Source organism: Thalassospira permensis NBRC 106175, from assembly GCF_000714555.1.
Taxonomy (GTDB): domain Bacteria; phylum Pseudomonadota; class Alphaproteobacteria; order Rhodospirillales; family Thalassospiraceae; genus Thalassospira; species Thalassospira xiamenensis.
Genome location: NZ_AUNC01000023.1, coordinates 244,740 through 262,333 on the forward strand (window position 1 = coordinate 244,740; position 17,594 = coordinate 262,333).

Sequence of the window (17,594 nt, forward strand, 5' to 3'; positions counted from 1 at the left end):
GCCAAAAGTTTTCAGCGGGTGCGCAAATCTCGCTCCGTATCGGAATTGCTCAGATCCCTTGTGTAACGAAGGAATTTGTCGGTGAACAGCGCGGTTTGCTTGCGTTCAGGCCGCAGCTGGCCTAAAGAAATGGGTAAATTGTGTGATAACCGGATTAAAGACAGGACTGCAAACCGATCATGGAGAGCAATATTGCCGAGTCGGGTTTGCGCGATGACGTGATTGCAAATATCCGGACAGGGCTGAAAGGCCGACCGCTGGTGTTTATCGGTCTGATGGGGGCCGGGAAAAGCTGCATCGGACGTATGGTCGCCAAGGCACTTGATCTGGATTTTGTTGATGCTGATCGTGAAATCGAGGAAGCCGCAGGCTGTTCGATTGCCGACATCTTCAAGCTATACGGCGAAGAAGCATTTCGCGAAGGTGAAGAACGCGTAATCGCGCGTCTGCTGGATGGCGAGCCGCTTGTGCTTGCGACCGGTGGTGGTGCGTTTATTCGCGAAAAAACCCGGGAACTTATTCTGGACAAATCGGTCTCGGTCTGGTTGCGTGCCGACCTTGATCTGTTGCTGCAACGTACCAGCGGGCGAACGCATCGTCCGCTGCTCAATAATGGCGATCCGCGTCAGATTCTTGGCGATCTGATCGAGGCGCGCTATCCGGTTTATGCCGGAGCAGACATCATTTTTGACTGTGACGAATCCTCCAAGGAAGAAACGCGCGACGGGGTCATTGCCCTGCTTGGCCGTTCATTCGATAAAGACGGGAATATAATCCGGTGAGCAATCAGACGTCTCCTCTTGCGGCAAATCATGACGTTTTGCGCGTCGAACTTGGTGCGCGCAGCTATGATATTCTGGTCGGAAGCAATCTTTTGGCAGATACCGCAAGCCATATCGCGCCGTTCGTCAGAAAGGCCGGTGTCGTCGTTATCAGTGACGCGACGGTGGCGGAACGCCATCTTCCGGTGGTTCTGGCATCGTTTGACGGGGCGGGTATCGCGCATCGCGAAGTGATCGTTCCTGCCGGTGAAAAATCCAAAAGCTTTGCCGTGTTCGAAGATGTTATCGAACAGATTCTGGCGATGGGGATCGAACGTTCGACCCTGATCATGGCACTTGGCGGTGGGGTGGTTGGCGATCTTGCGGGTTATGTTGCAGCGTCGCTTTTGCGTGGTCTTGATTTCGTTCAAATTCCGACAACCCTGCTTTCACAGGTCGATAGTTCGGTTGGGGGCAAAACAGGCATCAATTCGAAATCGGGCAAAAACCTTGTCGGTGCATTCCATCAGCCGCGCCTTGTTTTGGCAGATACGGCGGTTCTTGATACATTGCCGCGCCGCGAAATGCTTGCCGGCTACGCCGAGGTTGTTAAATACGGCCTGATTGATGATCCGGAATTCTTTGACTGGCTTGAACAGAACGCCGAAGCCGTTTTGAGCAACGATGGTGCGGAGCGCCGCGAAGCCGTGATGCGCAGTTGTGCGGCCAAGGCGCGGATCGTGTCTCAGGATGAACGCGAGTCTGGGAAACGTGCCCTATTGAATTTGGGTCACACATTTGGGCATGCGCTGGAAGCGGAAACCGGATACGGCGCAAAGCTTCTGCATGGCGAAGCCGTGGCGATGGGGATGGTCATTGCCCATGACGTTTGTGCGGCAATGGGCATGGCCCCGGCTGGCGAAAAAGAACGGATTGCAAGTCATCTGAAATCGGTTGGTTTGCCGGTATGTGCGTCCGAAGTTCCGGGCATGCATTGGGATATTGATCGTTTGATCGGCCATATGTCGCGCGATAAAAAAGTTCGTGACGGTGAAATCACGTTTGTCATGACGCGTGGTATCGGCAAGGCTTTTACATCCAAGGCGATGGACATTCAGAAAATGCGTGCTGCCATTACCCGTTCCTGCCACGGCTAAGGCAGAAGTTCGGGGCAATAGCGACTGTGAACTTGATGACTTGCCCGATCAGAGATTGACCTGATACGCCGCAACAGCACAAAGTAGATATCTGTTGCGTACACCCATTGGAGACGAACCTGAATGACAATCACGATTGTCGTGATTTTTATCCTGCTGATGCTTTCGGCTTTCTTTTCTGGCTCGGAGACTGCGCTGACAGCAGCATCAAAGCCAGTCATGCATCACAAGGAACAGGATGGAGATCAGCGGGCAGGGATCGTCAACCGGTTGCGCCAGTATCAGGAGCGGCTGATCGGTGCCATTCTGCTGGGTAACAACCTTGTCAACATTCTGGCATCTGCCTTGGCAACGTCTGTCATGATCGAGCTTTTTGGTGAACGCGGCGTCGTTTATGCGACCGCGGCCATGACGGCACTTGTGCTTATATTTTCTGAAATTCTGCCAAAGACCTATGCGCTTCAGCACGCAGACAGCATGGCGCTGCGCGTTGCCCGGCCGATGAGTATTCTGGTTGTTGTTTTTGCGCCGGTTACCCAGACCATTCAGGTGCTGGTACGTGCCACCCTGCACCTTTTTGGCAGCGGCGATGGCCCGGGAACCGACCGCGAGCGTGAATTGCGCGGTGCCATTGAATTGCATGCGGATGACGTCGTTGTTGGTGATCATCATGCCGAACGCACCATGTTGCATGGGGTTCTTGACCTTGAGGATGTCGGTGTCTGGGAAATCATGGTGCACCGTCGCAAGGTGCAGATGATTGATATCACGCGCCCGATGGAAGAAATCCTTGATACGGTATTGGCAAGCCCGCATACGCGTATTCCGATCTATGACAAGGATCCGGATAACATCGTTGGCGTTTTGCATGCGCGTGAGGCGTTGAAAGCAATCGTCCGTGGGGCAAAGCCTGAAACGGCAGAAGATGTTCGCATGCTGAGTTCCGAACCCTGGTTCATCCCCGATAGCACCACGCTTGCCGATCAGCTTAAGGCGTTCAAGGAACGTCACGAGCATTTCGCGATTGTCGTCGATGAATATGGGGCGTTCGAAGGCGTCGTGTCGCTTGAAGATATCCTTGAAGAAATTGTTGGCGATATCGCCGATGAAACCGACGTCGAGGTTGTTGGTGTTCAGCCGCAAACCGATGGATCGGTCATTGTGCGCGGTGATGTGACCATTCGTGACCTTAATCGTCGTTTTGGCTGGCGTTTGCCCGACGAAGAGGCCGCAACCGTTGCCGGGTTGTTGCTTTATGAAACCCGCCGTATTCCCGATGTCGGACAGCAGTTCCGATTCCATGGACTGGAATTCGAAGTCCTGCGTCGCATTCGAAATCAGATAACCCGCATCAAATTACGTGAAGTGCGCGAAGTCGCAACCGACGATACGAACTAGCATTGATTGCATCAAAACAAACGGGCTGCAAGGGAAACCGGGCGGCCCTTTTTGTTTCCTGGGTGTAAATATGTTCTTATAAATCTACTTATCGGTTAAAATGATCGACAAAGGTCTTGATCGATGTGATTGCAGGGCCAATTGCAAATAAGGGCCCCGGACGCATTTGATGCGTTGTTTTCAGCAATCTGATCGGGGCAGGGCACGTGGCAACAGCAACCCGCAGAGGGAAAAACATGGATACGAAAATCGTACCTGGTGTGGTCAAAGAGCAGTCGATCGCAACCTTGAATCCAGCAGACTCGGTCATGGACGCCGTTAATATGATGACCGAACGCAAGATCGGTGCCGTGATCATTGTCGATAACAATGCCAGGCTTGCCGGCATCTTTACAGAGCGTGACCTTGTAAACCGGGTTGTCGCAAAGGGTCTTGATGCGGCATCTACCCCCCTTAAACAGGTTATGACGGCCAATCCCGATACACTTGCACCCGGCGATACGGCGATGAATGCCCTTGAATTGATGAGTGCGCGCCGCTACCGACATCTTCCGGTGCTTGATGGGGAAAATGTCGTCGGCATGGTGTCGATCCGCGATCTGTTCAATGTCGTAAAGGCACAGCTTGAAGAAGATTTGCGCGAACGCGAAAAGTTTATTTTCGGGTCCGATTACGGCGTCGCGTAAATCAGGTTTAGTCCATGAAATATGCTTTGGGCGGCTGATGCGGAGGTTCCGCATCAGCCGTTCTGCGTTTTTGAAGGTTGACAACGTACCAGTTACTGTCTTTACGTTTACGTAAAGGAGATATATGCCATGCCCTTATCCAGCCCTGCGGAACGTGACCATATCCATACCCGCAACGTTACCTGCACCGGATATCGTCGCAAGGACGGTCTTTGGGATATCGAAGGCCATATCACCGATACCAAGACATACGGGTTTGAAAATAACGACCGCGGCGAAATTCCCGCCGGTGTACCGATCCATGAAATGTGGCTGCGCATTACTGTCGGGGATGACATGGTGATAAGTGCGGTTGAAGCCGTCACTGATCATGCCCCGTTCAATGCCTGTGATGAAATTGCCCCGAACTACGCCGCACTTGTCGGACTTCGGATCGGGCCGGGGTTGAAACAGCAGATTCGCGAACGGGTTGGTGGCATTCACGGATGCACGCATCTGACCGAACTGATGGGACCGGTGGCAACGACTGCGTTTCAGACAATCTTTCCGATCCGCGCCCGCGAGGCCGAAGAACGCCGAAAGCAGGCGGAAAAGGATGGCACGGTGCCAAACCCGCCGAAAAAGCGCCGATCTCCATTGGTGAATAGCTGCCACGGGTGGCGAAGTGACGGTGCGGCGGTCAAACGCATTGCGCCCGATATGTATACCGGTGACTAAGCGGTCAGTCTTGTAACGCTGTTATTACACCCAATATCACCGGTGACGGGGTTTGGTGAATGTCAGGTGTTGCATGAGACGCCATACACAGCCATCAGGACAAAATCTTTCGGGGCGATTTGCGTCGGCCTATAGCTGTATTTTGCTGCTTGGCCTGATGGCATGCGTGTTTGTGATTACGCTGAAAAGCCTTCCCGCACAGGGGCAGGAACAAGCACAGGATTCTACCGGCTCATCGGACAAGAACGCATTCCTCATTCTTCAAACCAATCTTCAGCCTCCCTATCAGCAATTGCAGAATGGCATTTTGCGAGGCTATTCCATCGCAGTATTGAATTGCGCGTTTGACCGGATCGGGGTTGGGTACGGGATCGCGATTGCACCCCGCCAGCGCAATCGGGAAATGGTGCGAAACGGGCAGGCGGACGGGTTCTTTCTGGCGCGGATCAGCTCCTTCATGGACGAATACGCCGAGCCGACCTTGCCGTTAGCACTTGAAAAATGGGTCTGGATTTCAGCTGCCGGACAACAGGGCAGTTTCGCGTCAAGCCCGACACCCGACAGTCTGCTTTCTGTTGGTGCCATCCTTGGCTCCAACGAAGCAGAATGGCTGGCAGAGCAGGGGTATCAGGAAATTGCCAAGGCACCGTCCATCAACTCCCTGATTTCGCAGGTCCTGGCCGGGCGCGTTGAATACGCCTTGGTCGACAAACAGACATTCGAGGCCGCGCGCGACAGCATGGGCAACCATGAAGATCAGTTCAACGTCCAGTTCGAACGATATGCCCCGCTTGTTGTTTATATTGGGCGGGAATATACCCGCCTTAATCCCGGGCTAATTGCGTCGCTGAATACGGCGCTGGGTGCATGCGAAACCTTACCCATGCAGCTTGAGGATTGGGAACGTGATCTGATTACTCGTCAGCAATTACCGGCGATCCGCGCCATGGCGGCGAATGCGGAACTTGTTGGGGCGGTACGGTCCGCAATGGGTGGAGCACAAATTCAGCCTCATGCGATTGTCGAAATCGATCGCGAATGGCGTCAGGGCAGCGAAGGCGGGATTGCCAGCCCGAAGGCAACCGAAATCCTTGAAAATCCGCTTTCCGATATCCTGCGGGCCTTTCAGGAAAGCGACGCCGACAATATTGCCGAAATATTCGTATTCGATACCAACGGCGCGGTTATCGGCATGAACCGGTTGACGACCGATTTCGATCAATCAGATGAGCAGAAATTCGAGGTCGCCATTAGCCATGACCCGGATATAAGTCAGATCGCCGACATCTATTTTGATGGATCAACCCGTGCCTTTCTGTCGCAGGTTACGGTTCCGATCATCAATCCGGAAACCGGAGATGTTATCGCGGCAATGACGGTTGGCCTTGATGTTTCAGGGGCACTGCGACCCGACAGCTGATTTTGGTTTCAGTTCGGTTTGGTCGGATCGGTGATGTTGATCGTAATCGCACTGTACCAGTCTGCTGCGGTCTGCATTCCTTTATCGTCAAGCTCGGTTGCAATTGGCGACATGATTTCATGATTGCGCTTGCCGTTTCGGAACGCTTTTAACTGTGTTTCGAGATAGATATTGGTTTCACCGGCAAGGTTGGGAACGTCCGGCATTTCCGAAATCCCGTTTGAACCATGGCAGGCGCTGCAAAGTTCCGGGGCATCATTGGGGTTTTTCCCGGCTGGCAGTGTGGCAGTCACATCAAAATGGTTATACCAGGCCGCGGCGTCGGCGATCTGCTGGTCGGTTAAACTGCGGGCAACCACGGTCATCATTTCATGTTCCCGGCTGCCATCGCGAAACGCGCGCAATTGGGTTTCAATGTATGCCGCGGGTTCGCCGCCGATATGCGGTGCAATCGGGATGCGGGCAAATCCGTTCAGACCGTGACAGGTTCGGCATATGCCCGCAACTTTCCGGCCGGCATCAATGTCCTGTGCCAAGGAAGCCCCGGCGGGCAAAAGCCCGCCGAGAATCACGATAAGCAATATCCGCATTATTTCCCCTCGTACCAGATGCGGTACAGGGCACCGGCAAGGTCGTCCGATACAATCAGGGAACCGTCGCGCAGCTGGGCGACATCAACCGGGCGGCCAAGATACTCCCCGTTTTCATCGATCCAGCCTTCGGCAAAGGGCTCTATGCGGGCCGTGCCGTCACTGTCGATAAAGGTTACCATCACGCGCGCGCCGACCGGCGTGGTGCGGTTCCACGATCCGTGCTGGGCCGAGAAAATCGCATTCTTGTATTTGGCCGGGAACATCTTGCCCGTGTAGAAGGACATGCCAAGGTCGGCAGCATGTGCAATGGTTTCGACCGCGGGCATCACGACATCATAGGGAACTTCTTCACCGGCATATTCATTTGTGCGAACGTTGCCGCCGCCATACCAGGGATGGCCGAAATGCTGACCGGCTGCTGTCTGGTGATTGATTTCACCGGGCGGAATGTCATCGCCCATGCCGTCAACCTGATTGTCCGTCCACCATAGTTCGCCGGTTTCCGGATGGAAGTCATGACCGACGGAGTTCCGGACCCCGTATGTGTATACTTCACGGCCGGTTCCATCGATGTTGATGCGTATAATACCGCCGATCCCGTGTTGGCGATAAAGATCAAGCTTGTCCTTGGGGGAAACGTTGAAAGGTTGCCCAAGCGAGATATAAAGTTTGCCATCCGGGCCGATTTTGCAAACACGTGCGGTGTGATTGTAGCTTTCTTCGGACGGTGGAATCAGCTCACCCTGCTTAACGACATTGAATGCCGCGACATCGGGGCTTTCATAGAAAAATTCGGCGGCGGGGAAGGTCAGAACCCTGTTTTGCTCTGCGATATAGAGCATGCCATCGGGAGAGAAGCACGGACCGTTGGGAATGGAGAACCGCAAGGACGGGGCGAAGTCCTTGACCTCGTCGGCAACACGGTCCTTGTTGCGGTCGGTTACCGACCAGACCTTGTCCTTGCGCGTGCCGACAAATGTCACGACCCCTTGCGGGCCAACGGCGATATGGCGGGCATCGGGCACAACGGCATAAAGGGCAATCTTGAAACCGTCCGGCAGAGTAATGCGTTCAAGCGTTTTCTTGATACCGTCAGCATAGTCACCGGTTTGCTCGATTCTTGTGAACTCGCTGGTGCCTGTTGACTGGAAATTGGAGAGTTTTTCTAGATTGTCCGGAGCGGGGGCCTGTGCGTAGGCCGTTCCAGACATAAACAGGGCGACGCTTGCCCCGATAAGGCGCGTTCTCATAACCTAGTCCTCCCGTTTGTATCGGGCGCAGATTTGACCGGCGCCCGTGCCCCATATGCAGGAGACTGCGCATCGGGCTTCTGGGCTATTATTGCGCCGAAAAACAACGGTCGTCTAAGTTGATTTCACGATGCGGAATAAACGCTTTGGTTATTTTTGGGTCGCAGCCGCTGCATATTCGGAAGGTGTCATGGTTTTCAAAGCCAGCGCGTGAACGCGATCTTTCAGAAGCTGATCAAGGGCTGCGTAAACCAGCCGCTGGCGATTGACCCGGTTTTCGCCATCAAATTTTTGGGAAACGACCAGTACGGAAAAATGCGACTCTCCGCGTGGGTCGGCGCCTGAATGACCGGCATGTTTTGACGAATCATCGATGATTTCGAGTTTCTCGGGGGCGAATTCCGCGGTCAGGATATCGCCAATCTGTTGGGCTACCTGCATGACAATGGCCTCATGTTTCGGTGTGTTTCGCATGAATTAATGTGAAAATCTGACTGTTGGCACCGTTGTGGCACGCGATGGCAGTTTTTCAAGCCTTTTATCGCATTAAAACGGCTCGTATGATATTGCGAAGCTTGATGATCAGAACATATAAACGCAGATGAACCGCGGCCAACGCAACAAACGCAAAACCCTTTACCATGAAGAACCAGACCTGCCCGTATGTGAATGGCCGGGATGTGAAGGTCATGGGGAATTTCGTGCGCCCAAGGACCGCAAGCTTCGCGAGTACTATAAGTTCTGTCTCGACCATGTCCGGGAATACAACAAGTCTTGGAACTATTACGAGGGCATGAAAGCCGAAGACATCGAAAACGATGTCCGGCGTGATACCCATTGGCAACGCCCGACATGGCGGTTCGGGCATATTCGCGGTGCCAAGAAACCGTTCAACTTCAAATTCAGCGACGGTTTCGGCTTCTTTAATGAAGATGGTGATCCGACCCATCATGGCCCAGGGGGTGACCCTGCGGGGGATCGCCGACGCAAAAGCGAAGATGCCCAGCGTCGCGCGGGGGCTATGGGCATGCCATCCGAACAGCAACAGGCCATGGCAACGCTTGATCTTCCTTGGCCGTTTTCCAAGGACGAACTGAAGTCAAAATACAAGGCGCTGTCGAAAAAATACCATCCCGACGCCAATGGCGGCGACAAGGTTGCCGAAGAACGCTTTAAGAAAATCAGTGCAGCCTATTCGTCGCTGATGAGATACATCCGTGATCTGGAAGCACGTGTTTCCACGTAATCAGGGACTGGTATCGGGCGAAATTTGATAAAATCTGCCTTGCAATTCGTGCCGCGGACCTTTTCATTGTTCGATCCATTGGCGGCGATAGATTTTTTTTGCGCATCTTCCCTTTGTCACGCGCATCTTAGCCGCTATTAATGAGCTAGTTTCAAACGAGACCGCGTCACCGGTCCGACAAATGCGCGAGTACTTATGAGCCAAGGTTACGAAGCGACAGGTGCAGCCGCCGAACATCCGCTGGATGCACCAGACATCAAAATCTCCGTTCGTGAAGCGTTCGGGATTGATTCCGACATGAAGGTTCCGGCATTCAGCCAGGGCAGCGAACATGTTCCCATGATTGATCCGACCTATCGGTTTGATCGCGATACCACGTTGGCCATTCTGGCGGGCTTCGCCCATAACCGCCGCGTGATGATCCAAGGGTATCACGGTACGGGTAAGTCGACCCATATCGAACAGGTTGCTGCACGTCTGAACTGGCCTTGTGTTCGTGTAAACCTTGATAGCCACATTTCGCGTATCGACCTGATCGGCAAAGATGCCATCGTGTTGCGCGATGGCAAACAGATCACGGAATTCCGCGAAGGCATTTTGCCCTGGGCGCTTAAACGTCCGGTTGCGATGGTTTTTGATGAATATGATGCCGGTCGCCCCGATGTGATGTTCGTTATCCAGCGTGTTCTGGAAGTCGATGGCAAGCTGACCCTGCTTGATCAGAACAAGGTCATCCATCCGCATCCGAACTTCCGCCTGTTTGCGACGTCAAACACGGTCGGCCTTGGCGATACCACAGGCCTATATCACGGGACCCAGCAGATCAACCAGGCCCAGATGGACCGTTGGTCGATTGTTGCGACCCTTAACTATCTGTCGGTTGCCGATGAAACCAACATCGTGACCGCCAAGGTGCCGTCGTTCGACAATGCCGAAGGCCGCAAGAAGATCGAGGCCATGGTTGCACTTGCCAACCTGACCCGCCAGGGATTTGTCGCAGGCGACATTTCGACTGTCATGAGCCCGCGTACCGTTATTACGCTTGCGGAAAACGCCGAGATTTTCGGGGAAATTTCCTATGCGTTTCGCGTGACGTTCCTTAACCGTTGCGATGAGGTCGAACGCCCGATCCTTGCTGAATATTATCAGCGGTGCTTTGGCGAGGAACTTCCCGAAGAAGCCATCAATGTGATGGTCCGTTAGGATCATCCATTGTTAAAGCAAATCGGCGACCTGATTCCAGAAGCGAGTAGAGCAATGAAGAATGATGAAGCGCTTTCCGGATTTTTGCGCGGCACAGCGGCGACATTTCGTGCGCTTGCCGGACGCAATGATCTTGAAGTCGGCTTTGTCAAAGGCGGCCGGGCAGGTGGCTATGGCGAACATGTGCGCCTGCCGATGCCCAAACAGGCGCTGCCGAAGGACGAGGTTGCCGACCTGCGCGGGGTTGCCGATGGCTGGGCGTTGAAACTGCGTCACCATGATGTGGCCCTTCATGCCCGCCGTATGCCCGAAACCGCCGAGGCACAGGCCGTTTACGACGCGCTGGAAACGGCCCGTTGCGAGGCAGTTGGTTCGCGTTATTTCCCCGGTGTGCGCAAGAACCTGCGTGAACATGCCGAACAGGATTGCCGTGCCAAAAACTTCCATCGGTTGACGGCGCGCGAAGATGCCCCGTTTGCTGATGCAATCGGGATGCTGGCGCGCGAGATTTTTACTGGCGAACCCGCCCCGTCATCGGCCCGCCCGCTGATCGATCTGTGGCGTGCCCATATCGAAGAAAATGCCGGTACAGACCTGAACGATCTGCGCGATCTGATTGACGATCAGGATGCGTTTGCGCGGGGATTGCGCCGCCTGCTTGATCATTTGTCTCTTGAAGATGATATCGACGAAGCCCCGCCTGAAAATGACGGCGAGGATGAGGACGAAAAAGAAGGCGAAACCGACCCGGACGAGGAACTTGACAGTCAGGGTGGCCAGCAGGGGCAGGCCGACGAGTCCGAACCTGATGGTGATGATCAGCAGCAGGATGCCGGTACCGAAGAAGCCGAAGCCGGTGAAGGCGATATCGATGACCAGCAGCTTGAAGCGATGTCGCAGGAAGAACAGCCTGCCGGACCGGGCGAACAGCCGGAATTTGACGGTCGGAACGAACCGATTGAACGCGGCTATGAACCCTTTACGCGTGAATTTGATGAAATCGTAACTGCCGACGAGCTTTGCGAAGGCCTGGAGCTTTCGCGTCTGCGCGCCATGCTCGATAAGCAGCTTGCGAATTTGCAGAATGTCGTTTCGCGCCTTGCCAACCGCTTGCAGCGCCGCCTGATGGCGCAGCAAAATCGTGGCTGGGACTTCGACCTTGAAGAAGGCATCCTTGATGCGGCGAAGCTGGCGCGTATTGTTTCAACACCTTCGACCTCGCTGTCCTTCAAACAGGAACAGGATACAGATTTCCGGGATACGGTCGTGACGCTGCTGATCGATAATTCCGGTTCCATGCGCGGGCGCCCGATTACGATTGCCGCACTATCTGCCGACATTCTGGCACGTACCCTTGAACGGTGCGGGGTGAAGGTCGAAATCCTTGGTTTCACTACCCGTCAGTGGAAAGGCGGGCAATCGCGCGAAAAATGGGTTGAAAGTGGCAAGCCGCCAAAACCGGGCCGTCTCAACGACCTGCGACACATCATCTATAAAGCGGCCGATACCCCGTGGCGGCGCGCGCGCAAGAATCTTGGCCTGATGCTGCGCGAAGGATTGCTTAAGGAAAATATCGACGGCGAAGCCCTGCTTTGGGCGCACGAACGCCTTCTGGGCCGCTCGGAACAACGCCGGATTTTGATGGTGATTTCCGACGGCGCGCCGGTCGATGATTCGACCCTGTCGGTGAATTCCGGAAATTACCTTGAACGGCACTTGCGCGAGGTCATCGACTGGATTCAGACCCGTTCGCCAGTTGAGCTGCTTGCGATCGGGATCGGACATGATGTGACCCGCTATTACCAGCGTGCGGTAACGATCAACGACCCCGAAGAGCTTGGCGGGACGATGTTGCGTGAATTGTCCGATCTGTTCGATGAACAGGGGGGGCGTCAACCCAAACGTCCGATGCGTCATGTGCCTGCGGATACCGCCAAGGACAAGGCGACCGGTGATCGTGACCGCTGGTAGGTCATGGGGATAGGGCCGTTATGACAGCCATTACCCGCTTTGCCCCCAGTCCGACCGGGTTTCTGCATCTTGGCCATGCGGCCTCGGCCCTGTTTTCCGCAAAACAGGCCGGTCCGAATGGTCGTTTCCTTTTGCGGATCGAAGATATAGATCAAACCCGCTGTCGCCCGGAATATGTTGATGCGATCTTTGAGGACCTTGCTTGGCTGGGGCTTCGATGGGAAAGCCCTGTCCGTATACAGTCACAGCATTTCCTTGATTATGAGAAGGTGCTGGATCGTTTGACCGATGCCGGGCTGCTTTATCCGTGCTTTTGCACGCGAAAAGACATTCAGGAAGAAATCGCGCGGATCGGAAATGCGCCGCATGGGCCGGATGGTGTGCTTTACCCGGGGACCTGTCGTAATCGTAGTGCGTCCGAACGCGCAGATCGTGTTGCGACGGGGGAAAGTTATGCGCTGCGTCTGGATATGGAGCATGCCCTTAGACAGGTCGCCAGCCCGTTATGGTGGTATGACCGCAAGTTTGGAAAACAGCATGCAACGCCGGAAATATTTGGCGATGTTGTTCTGGCGCGCAAGGACACGCCGACAAGCTACCATCTATCGGTAATCCATGATGATCATTTGCAGGGTATCAACCTTGTCGCCCGCGGTCAGGATCTGTTTTTTGCAAGCCACCTGCATCGCCTGTTACAGGAATTGCTGGGGTATGATGTTCCTGAATATCATCATCATGGCATGCTTACGGGCCCGGATGGCAAACGGTTTGCCAAGCGCGACAAATCAAAAACACTGCGATCCATGCGTGACGAGGGTATGAGCGCCCAAGAGGTCATTGCGCTAAGCGGATATGTCTAGGCGACGTCGTTCTGGTTTCCAGAAGGTCAGGTCGTTCGACGAACCAACTGCGAATAAAATCAATCATCAACCGGTTTTTGACCGGCAGGTTTTCCTGATAGGGGTAAACCAGATAGATCGGTCGTAACGGCGATGAATAGCCATCCAGTGCCGTTTCAAGCAATCCGTCGAAGATTGCCGGAAGGGCAACATACCGGGGCAGCCGGGCAACGCCCAATCCGCGGATCGCGGCATTGCGCAACAGCGGATAATGATTAAGGCGCAGATTGCCCTGTGCCGGAACTGATTGTGCGCCATCATCGGAAAAGAAAACCCAGTTGCCATCTTTGTAGTACTGAAAATTCAGCAGGCAATTGTGATTTCCCAGATCGGCGGGTGTTTCGGGCTTTGGGTGCTTTGCCCAGTAGGTAGGGCTTGCGCAGATCAGTTCAGACAATTGACCCAGCGGAATGGCAACCTGTTCTGGGTCGTCGGATAATCCGACGCGAATGGCGATATCGATATGGGCAGATTGCAGCGCACGGAAGGTGTTTTCCAGTTCCATTTCGATCTGTATGCGCGGATGTGCTTTTTGAAATGCGACGATGATGTCATCAAGAAACATCTCGCCAAAGGAAACGGGCACCGTAATGCGAACGGTGCCGACCGGTTCGCCGCGCAGAGCCTCGACGGCTTCGAATGCGGCGGTGGCACTTTGGGTGATATTCTGACAGTAACCCAGAAATGTAATCCCGATTTCGGTTGGTTCTACCTTGCGGGTTGACCGGAACAGCAATTGTGCCCCCAGCTCTGATTCCAGTCTTTTGACATGCTGACTGATCAGGCCCTTGGACACGCCAAGTGCCTTGGCGGCGTGGGTAAAGCCACCGTTTTCCATGACGGCCGCAAAGCTGCGCATTTCACTCAGATAATCTTTCATTGTTTATAATATTAAACAAAATGTTTGGAAATAACCAGATTATCCTTGCAATTGTCTCATGAGACAATCCTTCCATCGAAGCACTTCCAAGGATGGAGGATCAGATGAAAGTTCTTTTGGTAGGCGCATCGGGGATTGTCGGGCGTGGGATTGATTCCGAGTTGTCCCAACGCCACGACATCATCCGTGCGTCCCGCGCAAGTGGAGACGTTAATGTTGACCTGACGGATATCGCATCAATCCATGCGATGTTTGAAAAGGTCGGCAAAGTCGATGCGGTTGTTTCTGCGACCGGAAAGGTTCATTTCGGTGATTTCGCCGAAATGGACGATGACAAATACCGCATCGGGATCAATGACAAACTGATGGGGCAGGTCAATCTGGTGCTGGTTGGGCGTGATCACGTGGCAGACAATGCATCATTCACGCTGACCACTGGTATCCTGTCCAAAGATCCGATCCGTTACGGTAGCTCGGCCTCGATGGTGAATGGCGCAATCGAGTCTTTTGTGCGGGCTGCTGCAATCGAAATGAAACCGGGGCTTCGCATCAACGCGGTCAGCCCCGGTGTGATCCTTGAGGCGATGGAAGGCTACGCACCGTATTTCCGCGGGCATGATCCCGTTCCGGCGGCACGTGCGGCCCTTGGCTATGCCAAGTCGGTCGAGGGTCTTCAGACCGGGCAAGTCTTCGAGATATTCTGAGGGTATAATTCTGACGATCTGGCATCGAAAGCCGACCGGGGCAAAACCGGGTCCCGGTCGACTTTGGGGCTTACAAGGGGCATTGCTTCAAAAAAACCGCACTTTCTATCTGGAATTATTTAGGGTGACTGCTTACCATCCAAATAGCTAATGTTGCGCATCCGATTGTTAAGCGTGTAAACGGCTATAACGGAATTTCCGGATGGGGCAGTTCACAGCCAGGATGGCTGACACCTTGAAACGGCTGCTTTTGGAACCCGGACACGGGACCGAAGCAGCGCCGAAACTGCAAAAGAAGGTTCGCGCGGACCTTCTTGATCTTGCCTATCGCAACAACTGGGCGAACGTCCTTGTCAATCTGTCGGCCGGAAGTGGTCTTGTCGGGACGCTTTGGTTTCAATCCGAACTATCATTTGGCATGACCGTCTGGATTTGCGTGATTTTTGCAACGACGGTGATCCGGCTTTTTATCGGGTATCGCTATCATGTCGAACGACGGCTGGTTTCGGCATTTGATGATGCGGAATTCCATAGATGGTTTATGCGATATGCCTGTGGTGTTTGTTCCGGCGCTATCCTTTGGGCGTTGGCGTCAATCTTTGACTTGCCAACGCAAAGTAATGAAAGCCGTTTCGTAACCCTGATCATATTGGCGGGGCTTGCCGGTGGCGCGACAGGAATTCTTGCACCTGTTTTCAGGGTCGGCCGATTCTATCTTCTGATGTTGCTACTGCCTGCCTGTATTGTTCTGATTGTCATGCCGGAGCCGAATTACGTTCTGTCGGGGCTTGGCTTCATCTTTGTAACCGTCATGATGATCACCCATCGCAATAATCACGGTATTCTGTATCGGTCGCTTGTGCTGAAGCACGAAAATGACTCTCTGGTTGACGACCTGCGCGAGAAAAACCGGATAACCGAGAACTGGAATGCGACACTTGAAGCTCGGGTGGCGAAACGAACCCGTGAACTTCGCAATCTTCTGGTGCGCGACACCCTGACAGGATTGCTGAACCGTGATGGCATCGTTTCCTGGTTTGAAGAAGCGCGCGCAAGCTGGGGCAATCGTGCCTATGCCGTTCTGTTCATTGATCTTGATCATTTCAAACAGATCAATGACGGGCTCAGTCATGCGATCGGTGATCTGGTGCTTAAGGAAGTTTCGCACCGTTTACGGGAATATGTCGATGATCGTCATGCTGTCGGGCGGTGGGGTGGTGATGAATTCATCATGATTCTGACTGATCAGCCGGAAAATCTGCATCAGCTGGTGGACCAAACCATCGCCGAGGTCCGGGCGGCTGTTAACCGGCCAATCCATATCGCACGGCAGACATTGCATGTCGGTTTCAGCACTGGTGTCGCATTTGGCATGGACGAGAACCCGCAGATTGCGGAATTGATCCATTGGGCCGATCTGGCCGCAGCCGAGGTTAAGCGGTCCGGGCGTGGCAGTGTGCAAAGTTATGACAGCAAGTTGCTTGTTGAGCAGGAACGTCGGTTGGCGATCAATCAGGCCCTGCGTCAGGCTTTGTCCGCCAATGAGCTTTTTCTTGAATATCAGCCGGTCGTCAGTGCGAAGACGGGCGACATTACCGCCTATGAGGTGTTGTTGCGCTGGGAAAGTGCGGAACTTGGCCGTGTACCACCAGACGAGTTTATTCCGATTGCTGAGGAATCGGCGCTGATTGTCGATATCGGCGAATGGGTGATGCGCGAAGCCTGCAAAACGATCCTGGACTGGTCCGGCTTTGCCGGTGGGCCCAAGATTGCGGTTAACGTATCGGTGCGTCAGATTGTTGTGCCGCGTTTTGCCCGTATGGTGGAAAATCTGCTGCTTGAAACGGGTCTGCCAGCCAACCGCCTGACTATTGAAGTGACAGAATCGATCTTTGATATCCGGCGCACACAACTGATTTCAGAAGTCCTGGCTGATCTGCATGATCAGGGAGTGGAAGTTCATATTGATGATTTCGGTACGGGCTATTCATCGCTTTCCCGCCTGCATCAGATCCGCGTCGATGCGGTCAAAATCGATAAATCTTTCATCCTGAAAATGGATGTCAATTCACGTGCGGTGATCGAAGGCGCCATTCTGATTGCGCATCGGTTCGGTCTTGATGTTATTGCCGAGGGTATTGAGACCGAGCAGCAACGCAGCGAACTTGCGGCGATGGGGGTTGATGCCTATCAGGGATATTTCTTTGCCCGCCCGTCGGCGGGGCCTTGTGAAAATCCCCATTGGCAACAAAGAAGTTCAGCCGTCTGATGGTGATTTTTCAGGCGAAAGCCCTCCAAACAATAAAACGGCCCGCCGAAACTGGCAGGCCGTTTTATTGTTTGCAGATAGCGCGCAGGATTAGCGACTGAAATCCAGAAGCACGAGGAAAACGACCGGGACCAGTGCGAGTGCGACGTAAATCCAGACCGATGCAATCGGCACACCGAAATGCGCAAGCACATAACCGGCCAGATACAAAACAAGGCCGATCACAGCGACCAGCAGAATGCCCAAAAGGGGCAAGGATACCTTGGAATCGGTTTTCATCATGCGCAGTGCTCCCCAAGCGTGTGCGGAATAACTATGACGGCACGCTAACACCGAATGCGCGATGATGTTTTGACAAGGATCAATCTGGGTGACCTTGGGTGTTCTGGCCTCTATCTTCTGAATCCTTATAAAGAACGTAACGTCAAAGAGCCAATATG

17 protein-coding genes are annotated in these 17,594 nt (G+C 53.8%); 12 read left to right on the forward strand and 5 right to left on the reverse strand.

Features of this window, described 5'->3' with window-relative positions; genetic code table 11:
- Window positions 1-179: 179 nt before the first annotated feature.
- From SMB34_RS13015 to SMB34_RS13040, 6 genes are all read left to right on the forward strand, one after another.
- The gene (locus SMB34_RS13015; protein WP_051682284.1) at window positions 180-782 is read left to right on the forward strand and encodes a shikimate kinase; all 603 of its coding nucleotides are present in this window, start codon (window positions 180-182) and stop codon (window positions 780-782) included.
- The gene (gene aroB / locus SMB34_RS13020; RefSeq protein ID WP_037990560.1) at window positions 779-1,918 is read left to right on the forward strand and encodes a 3-dehydroquinate synthase; all 1,140 of its coding nucleotides are present in this window, start codon (window positions 779-781) and stop codon (window positions 1,916-1,918) included. The genes SMB34_RS13015 and aroB overlap by 4 nt, the downstream gene beginning before the upstream one ends.
- 123 nt (window positions 1,919-2,041) lie before the next feature.
- Window positions 2,042-3,316 carry an HlyC/CorC family transporter gene (locus tag SMB34_RS13025; protein WP_007089045.1) on the forward strand — a complete coding sequence of 425 codons (1,275 nt, stop codon included), beginning with the start codon at window positions 2,042-2,044 and terminating at the stop codon, window positions 3,314-3,316.
- Between the two features lie 236 nt (window positions 3,317-3,552).
- Window positions 3,553-4,002 carry a CBS domain-containing protein gene (locus SMB34_RS13030; RefSeq protein WP_007089044.1) on the forward strand — a complete coding sequence of 150 codons (450 nt, stop codon included), beginning with the start codon at window positions 3,553-3,555 and terminating at the stop codon, window positions 4,000-4,002.
- A gap of 129 nt (window positions 4,003-4,131) precedes the next feature.
- Complete coding sequence (locus SMB34_RS13035) at window positions 4,132-4,719, forward strand: DUF2889 domain-containing protein (RefSeq protein ID WP_037990562.1); 588 nt, start codon at window positions 4,132-4,134, stop codon at window positions 4,717-4,719.
- 73 nt (window positions 4,720-4,792) lie between these two features.
- Window positions 4,793-6,139, forward strand: a complete 1,347-nt coding sequence (locus SMB34_RS13040; RefSeq protein WP_037990564.1) for a type 2 periplasmic-binding domain-containing protein — start codon at window positions 4,793-4,795, stop codon at window positions 6,137-6,139.
- A gap of 8 nt (window positions 6,140-6,147) precedes the next feature.
- Here the strand turns inward: SMB34_RS13040 and SMB34_RS13045 are convergent, their stop codons facing one another.
- From SMB34_RS13045 to SMB34_RS13055, 3 genes are all read right to left on the reverse strand, one after another.
- Window positions 6,148-6,729 carry a c-type cytochrome gene (locus tag SMB34_RS13045; RefSeq protein WP_037990565.1) on the reverse strand — a complete coding sequence of 194 codons (582 nt, stop codon included), beginning with the start codon at window positions 6,727-6,729 and terminating at the stop codon, window positions 6,148-6,150.
- The gene (locus tag SMB34_RS13050; RefSeq protein ID WP_007089040.1) at window positions 6,729-7,982 is read right to left on the reverse strand and encodes a PQQ-dependent sugar dehydrogenase; all 1,254 of its coding nucleotides are present in this window, start codon (window positions 7,980-7,982) and stop codon (window positions 6,729-6,731) included. Before SMB34_RS13050 ends, SMB34_RS13045 begins: the two co-directional genes overlap by 1 nt.
- Window positions 7,983-8,132: 150 nt before the next feature.
- A complete protein-coding gene (locus SMB34_RS13055) occupies window positions 8,133-8,423 on the reverse strand; it encodes a BolA family protein (RefSeq protein WP_037990720.1) in 291 nt (96 codons plus the stop codon).
- 160 nt (window positions 8,424-8,583) lie between these two features.
- Between SMB34_RS13055 and SMB34_RS13060 the strand changes: the two genes are divergently transcribed.
- The 4 genes from SMB34_RS13060 (at window position 8,584) to gluQRS (ending at window position 13,262) form a co-directional block, all read left to right on the forward strand.
- Window positions 8,584-9,228 (forward strand): J domain-containing protein, encoded by a 645-nt coding sequence (locus tag SMB34_RS13060; protein ID WP_007089038.1) that lies wholly within the window; start codon window positions 8,584-8,586, stop codon window positions 9,226-9,228.
- A gap of 195 nt (window positions 9,229-9,423) precedes the next feature.
- A complete protein-coding gene (gene cobS, locus SMB34_RS13065) occupies window positions 9,424-10,431 on the forward strand; it encodes a cobaltochelatase subunit CobS (protein WP_007089037.1) in 1,008 nt (335 codons plus the stop codon).
- Between the two features lie 54 nt (window positions 10,432-10,485).
- Window positions 10,486-12,402, forward strand: a complete 1,917-nt coding sequence (gene cobT / locus SMB34_RS13070) for a cobaltochelatase subunit CobT (protein ID WP_037990567.1) — start codon at window positions 10,486-10,488, stop codon at window positions 12,400-12,402.
- A gap of 20 nt (window positions 12,403-12,422) precedes the next feature.
- Window positions 12,423-13,262, forward strand: a complete 840-nt coding sequence (gene gluQRS / locus SMB34_RS13075) for a tRNA glutamyl-Q(34) synthetase GluQRS (protein WP_037990569.1) — start codon at window positions 12,423-12,425, stop codon at window positions 13,260-13,262.
- On the opposite strand, the gene SMB34_RS13080 is transcribed toward gluQRS, so the two are convergent.
- Complete coding sequence (locus SMB34_RS13080; RefSeq protein ID WP_167332764.1) at window positions 13,237-14,160, reverse strand: LysR family transcriptional regulator; 924 nt, start codon at window positions 14,158-14,160, stop codon at window positions 13,237-13,239. The genes gluQRS and SMB34_RS13080 overlap by 26 nt on opposite strands.
- A 125-nt stretch (window positions 14,161-14,285) precedes the next feature.
- On the opposite strand from SMB34_RS13080, the gene SMB34_RS13085 reads away from it, so the two are divergent.
- Together SMB34_RS13085 and SMB34_RS13090 are read left to right on the forward strand one after the other, a co-directional pair.
- Entirely contained in the window at window positions 14,286-14,885 is a 600-nt protein-coding gene (locus SMB34_RS13085; protein ID WP_037990723.1) for a short chain dehydrogenase, read from the forward strand.
- A gap of 235 nt (window positions 14,886-15,120) precedes the next feature.
- A complete protein-coding gene (locus SMB34_RS13090) occupies window positions 15,121-17,154 on the forward strand; it encodes a putative bifunctional diguanylate cyclase/phosphodiesterase (RefSeq protein ID WP_240478824.1) in 2,034 nt (677 codons plus the stop codon).
- 90 nt (window positions 17,155-17,244) lie between these two features.
- Here the strand turns inward: SMB34_RS13090 and SMB34_RS13095 are convergent, their stop codons facing one another.
- Complete coding sequence (locus tag SMB34_RS13095; RefSeq protein ID WP_007089031.1) at window positions 17,245-17,436, reverse strand: hypothetical protein; 192 nt, start codon at window positions 17,434-17,436, stop codon at window positions 17,245-17,247.
- Window positions 17,437-17,594 lie beyond the last annotated feature (158 nt).

Excerpts from the sequence above, each read along its gene's own strand:
- SMB34_RS13015 (WP_051682284.1), top strand. The coding sequence starts at position 180 with ATGGAGAGCAATATTGCCGAGTCGGGTTTGCGCGATGACGTGATTGCA.
- SMB34_RS13025 (WP_007089045.1), top strand. The coding sequence starts at position 2,042 with ATGACAATCACGATTGTCGTGATTTTTATCCTGCTGATGCTTTCGGCT.
- SMB34_RS13030 (WP_007089044.1), top strand. The coding sequence starts at position 3,553 with ATGGATACGAAAATCGTACCTGGTGTGGTCAAAGAGCAGTCGATCGCA.
- SMB34_RS13035 (WP_037990562.1), top strand. The coding sequence starts at position 4,132 with ATGCCCTTATCCAGCCCTGCGGAACGTGACCATATCCATACCCGCAAC.
- SMB34_RS13040 (WP_037990564.1), top strand. The coding sequence starts at position 4,793 with ATGAGACGCCATACACAGCCATCAGGACAAAATCTTTCGGGGCGATTT.
- SMB34_RS13045 (WP_037990565.1), bottom strand. The coding sequence starts at position 6,729 with ATGCGGATATTGCTTATCGTGATTCTCGGCGGGCTTTTGCCCGCCGGG.
- SMB34_RS13050 (WP_007089040.1), bottom strand. The coding sequence starts at position 7,982 with ATGAGAACGCGCCTTATCGGGGCAAGCGTCGCCCTGTTTATGTCTGGA.
- SMB34_RS13055 (WP_037990720.1), bottom strand. The coding sequence starts at position 8,423 with ATGCAGGTAGCCCAACAGATTGGCGATATCCTGACCGCGGAATTCGCC.
- SMB34_RS13060 (WP_007089038.1), top strand. The coding sequence starts at position 8,584 with ATGAACCGCGGCCAACGCAACAAACGCAAAACCCTTTACCATGAAGAA.
- cobS (WP_007089037.1), top strand. The coding sequence starts at position 9,424 with ATGAGCCAAGGTTACGAAGCGACAGGTGCAGCCGCCGAACATCCGCTG.
- cobT (WP_037990567.1), top strand. The coding sequence starts at position 10,486 with ATGAAGAATGATGAAGCGCTTTCCGGATTTTTGCGCGGCACAGCGGCG.
- gluQRS (WP_037990569.1), top strand. The coding sequence starts at position 12,423 with ATGACAGCCATTACCCGCTTTGCCCCCAGTCCGACCGGGTTTCTGCAT.
- SMB34_RS13080 (WP_167332764.1), bottom strand. The coding sequence starts at position 14,160 with ATGCGCAGCTTTGCGGCCGTCATGGAAAACGGTGGCTTTACCCACGCC.
- SMB34_RS13085 (WP_037990723.1), top strand. The coding sequence starts at position 14,286 with ATGAAAGTTCTTTTGGTAGGCGCATCGGGGATTGTCGGGCGTGGGATT.
- SMB34_RS13095 (WP_007089031.1), bottom strand. The coding sequence starts at position 17,436 with ATGATGAAAACCGATTCCAAGGTATCCTTGCCCCTTTTGGGCATTCTG.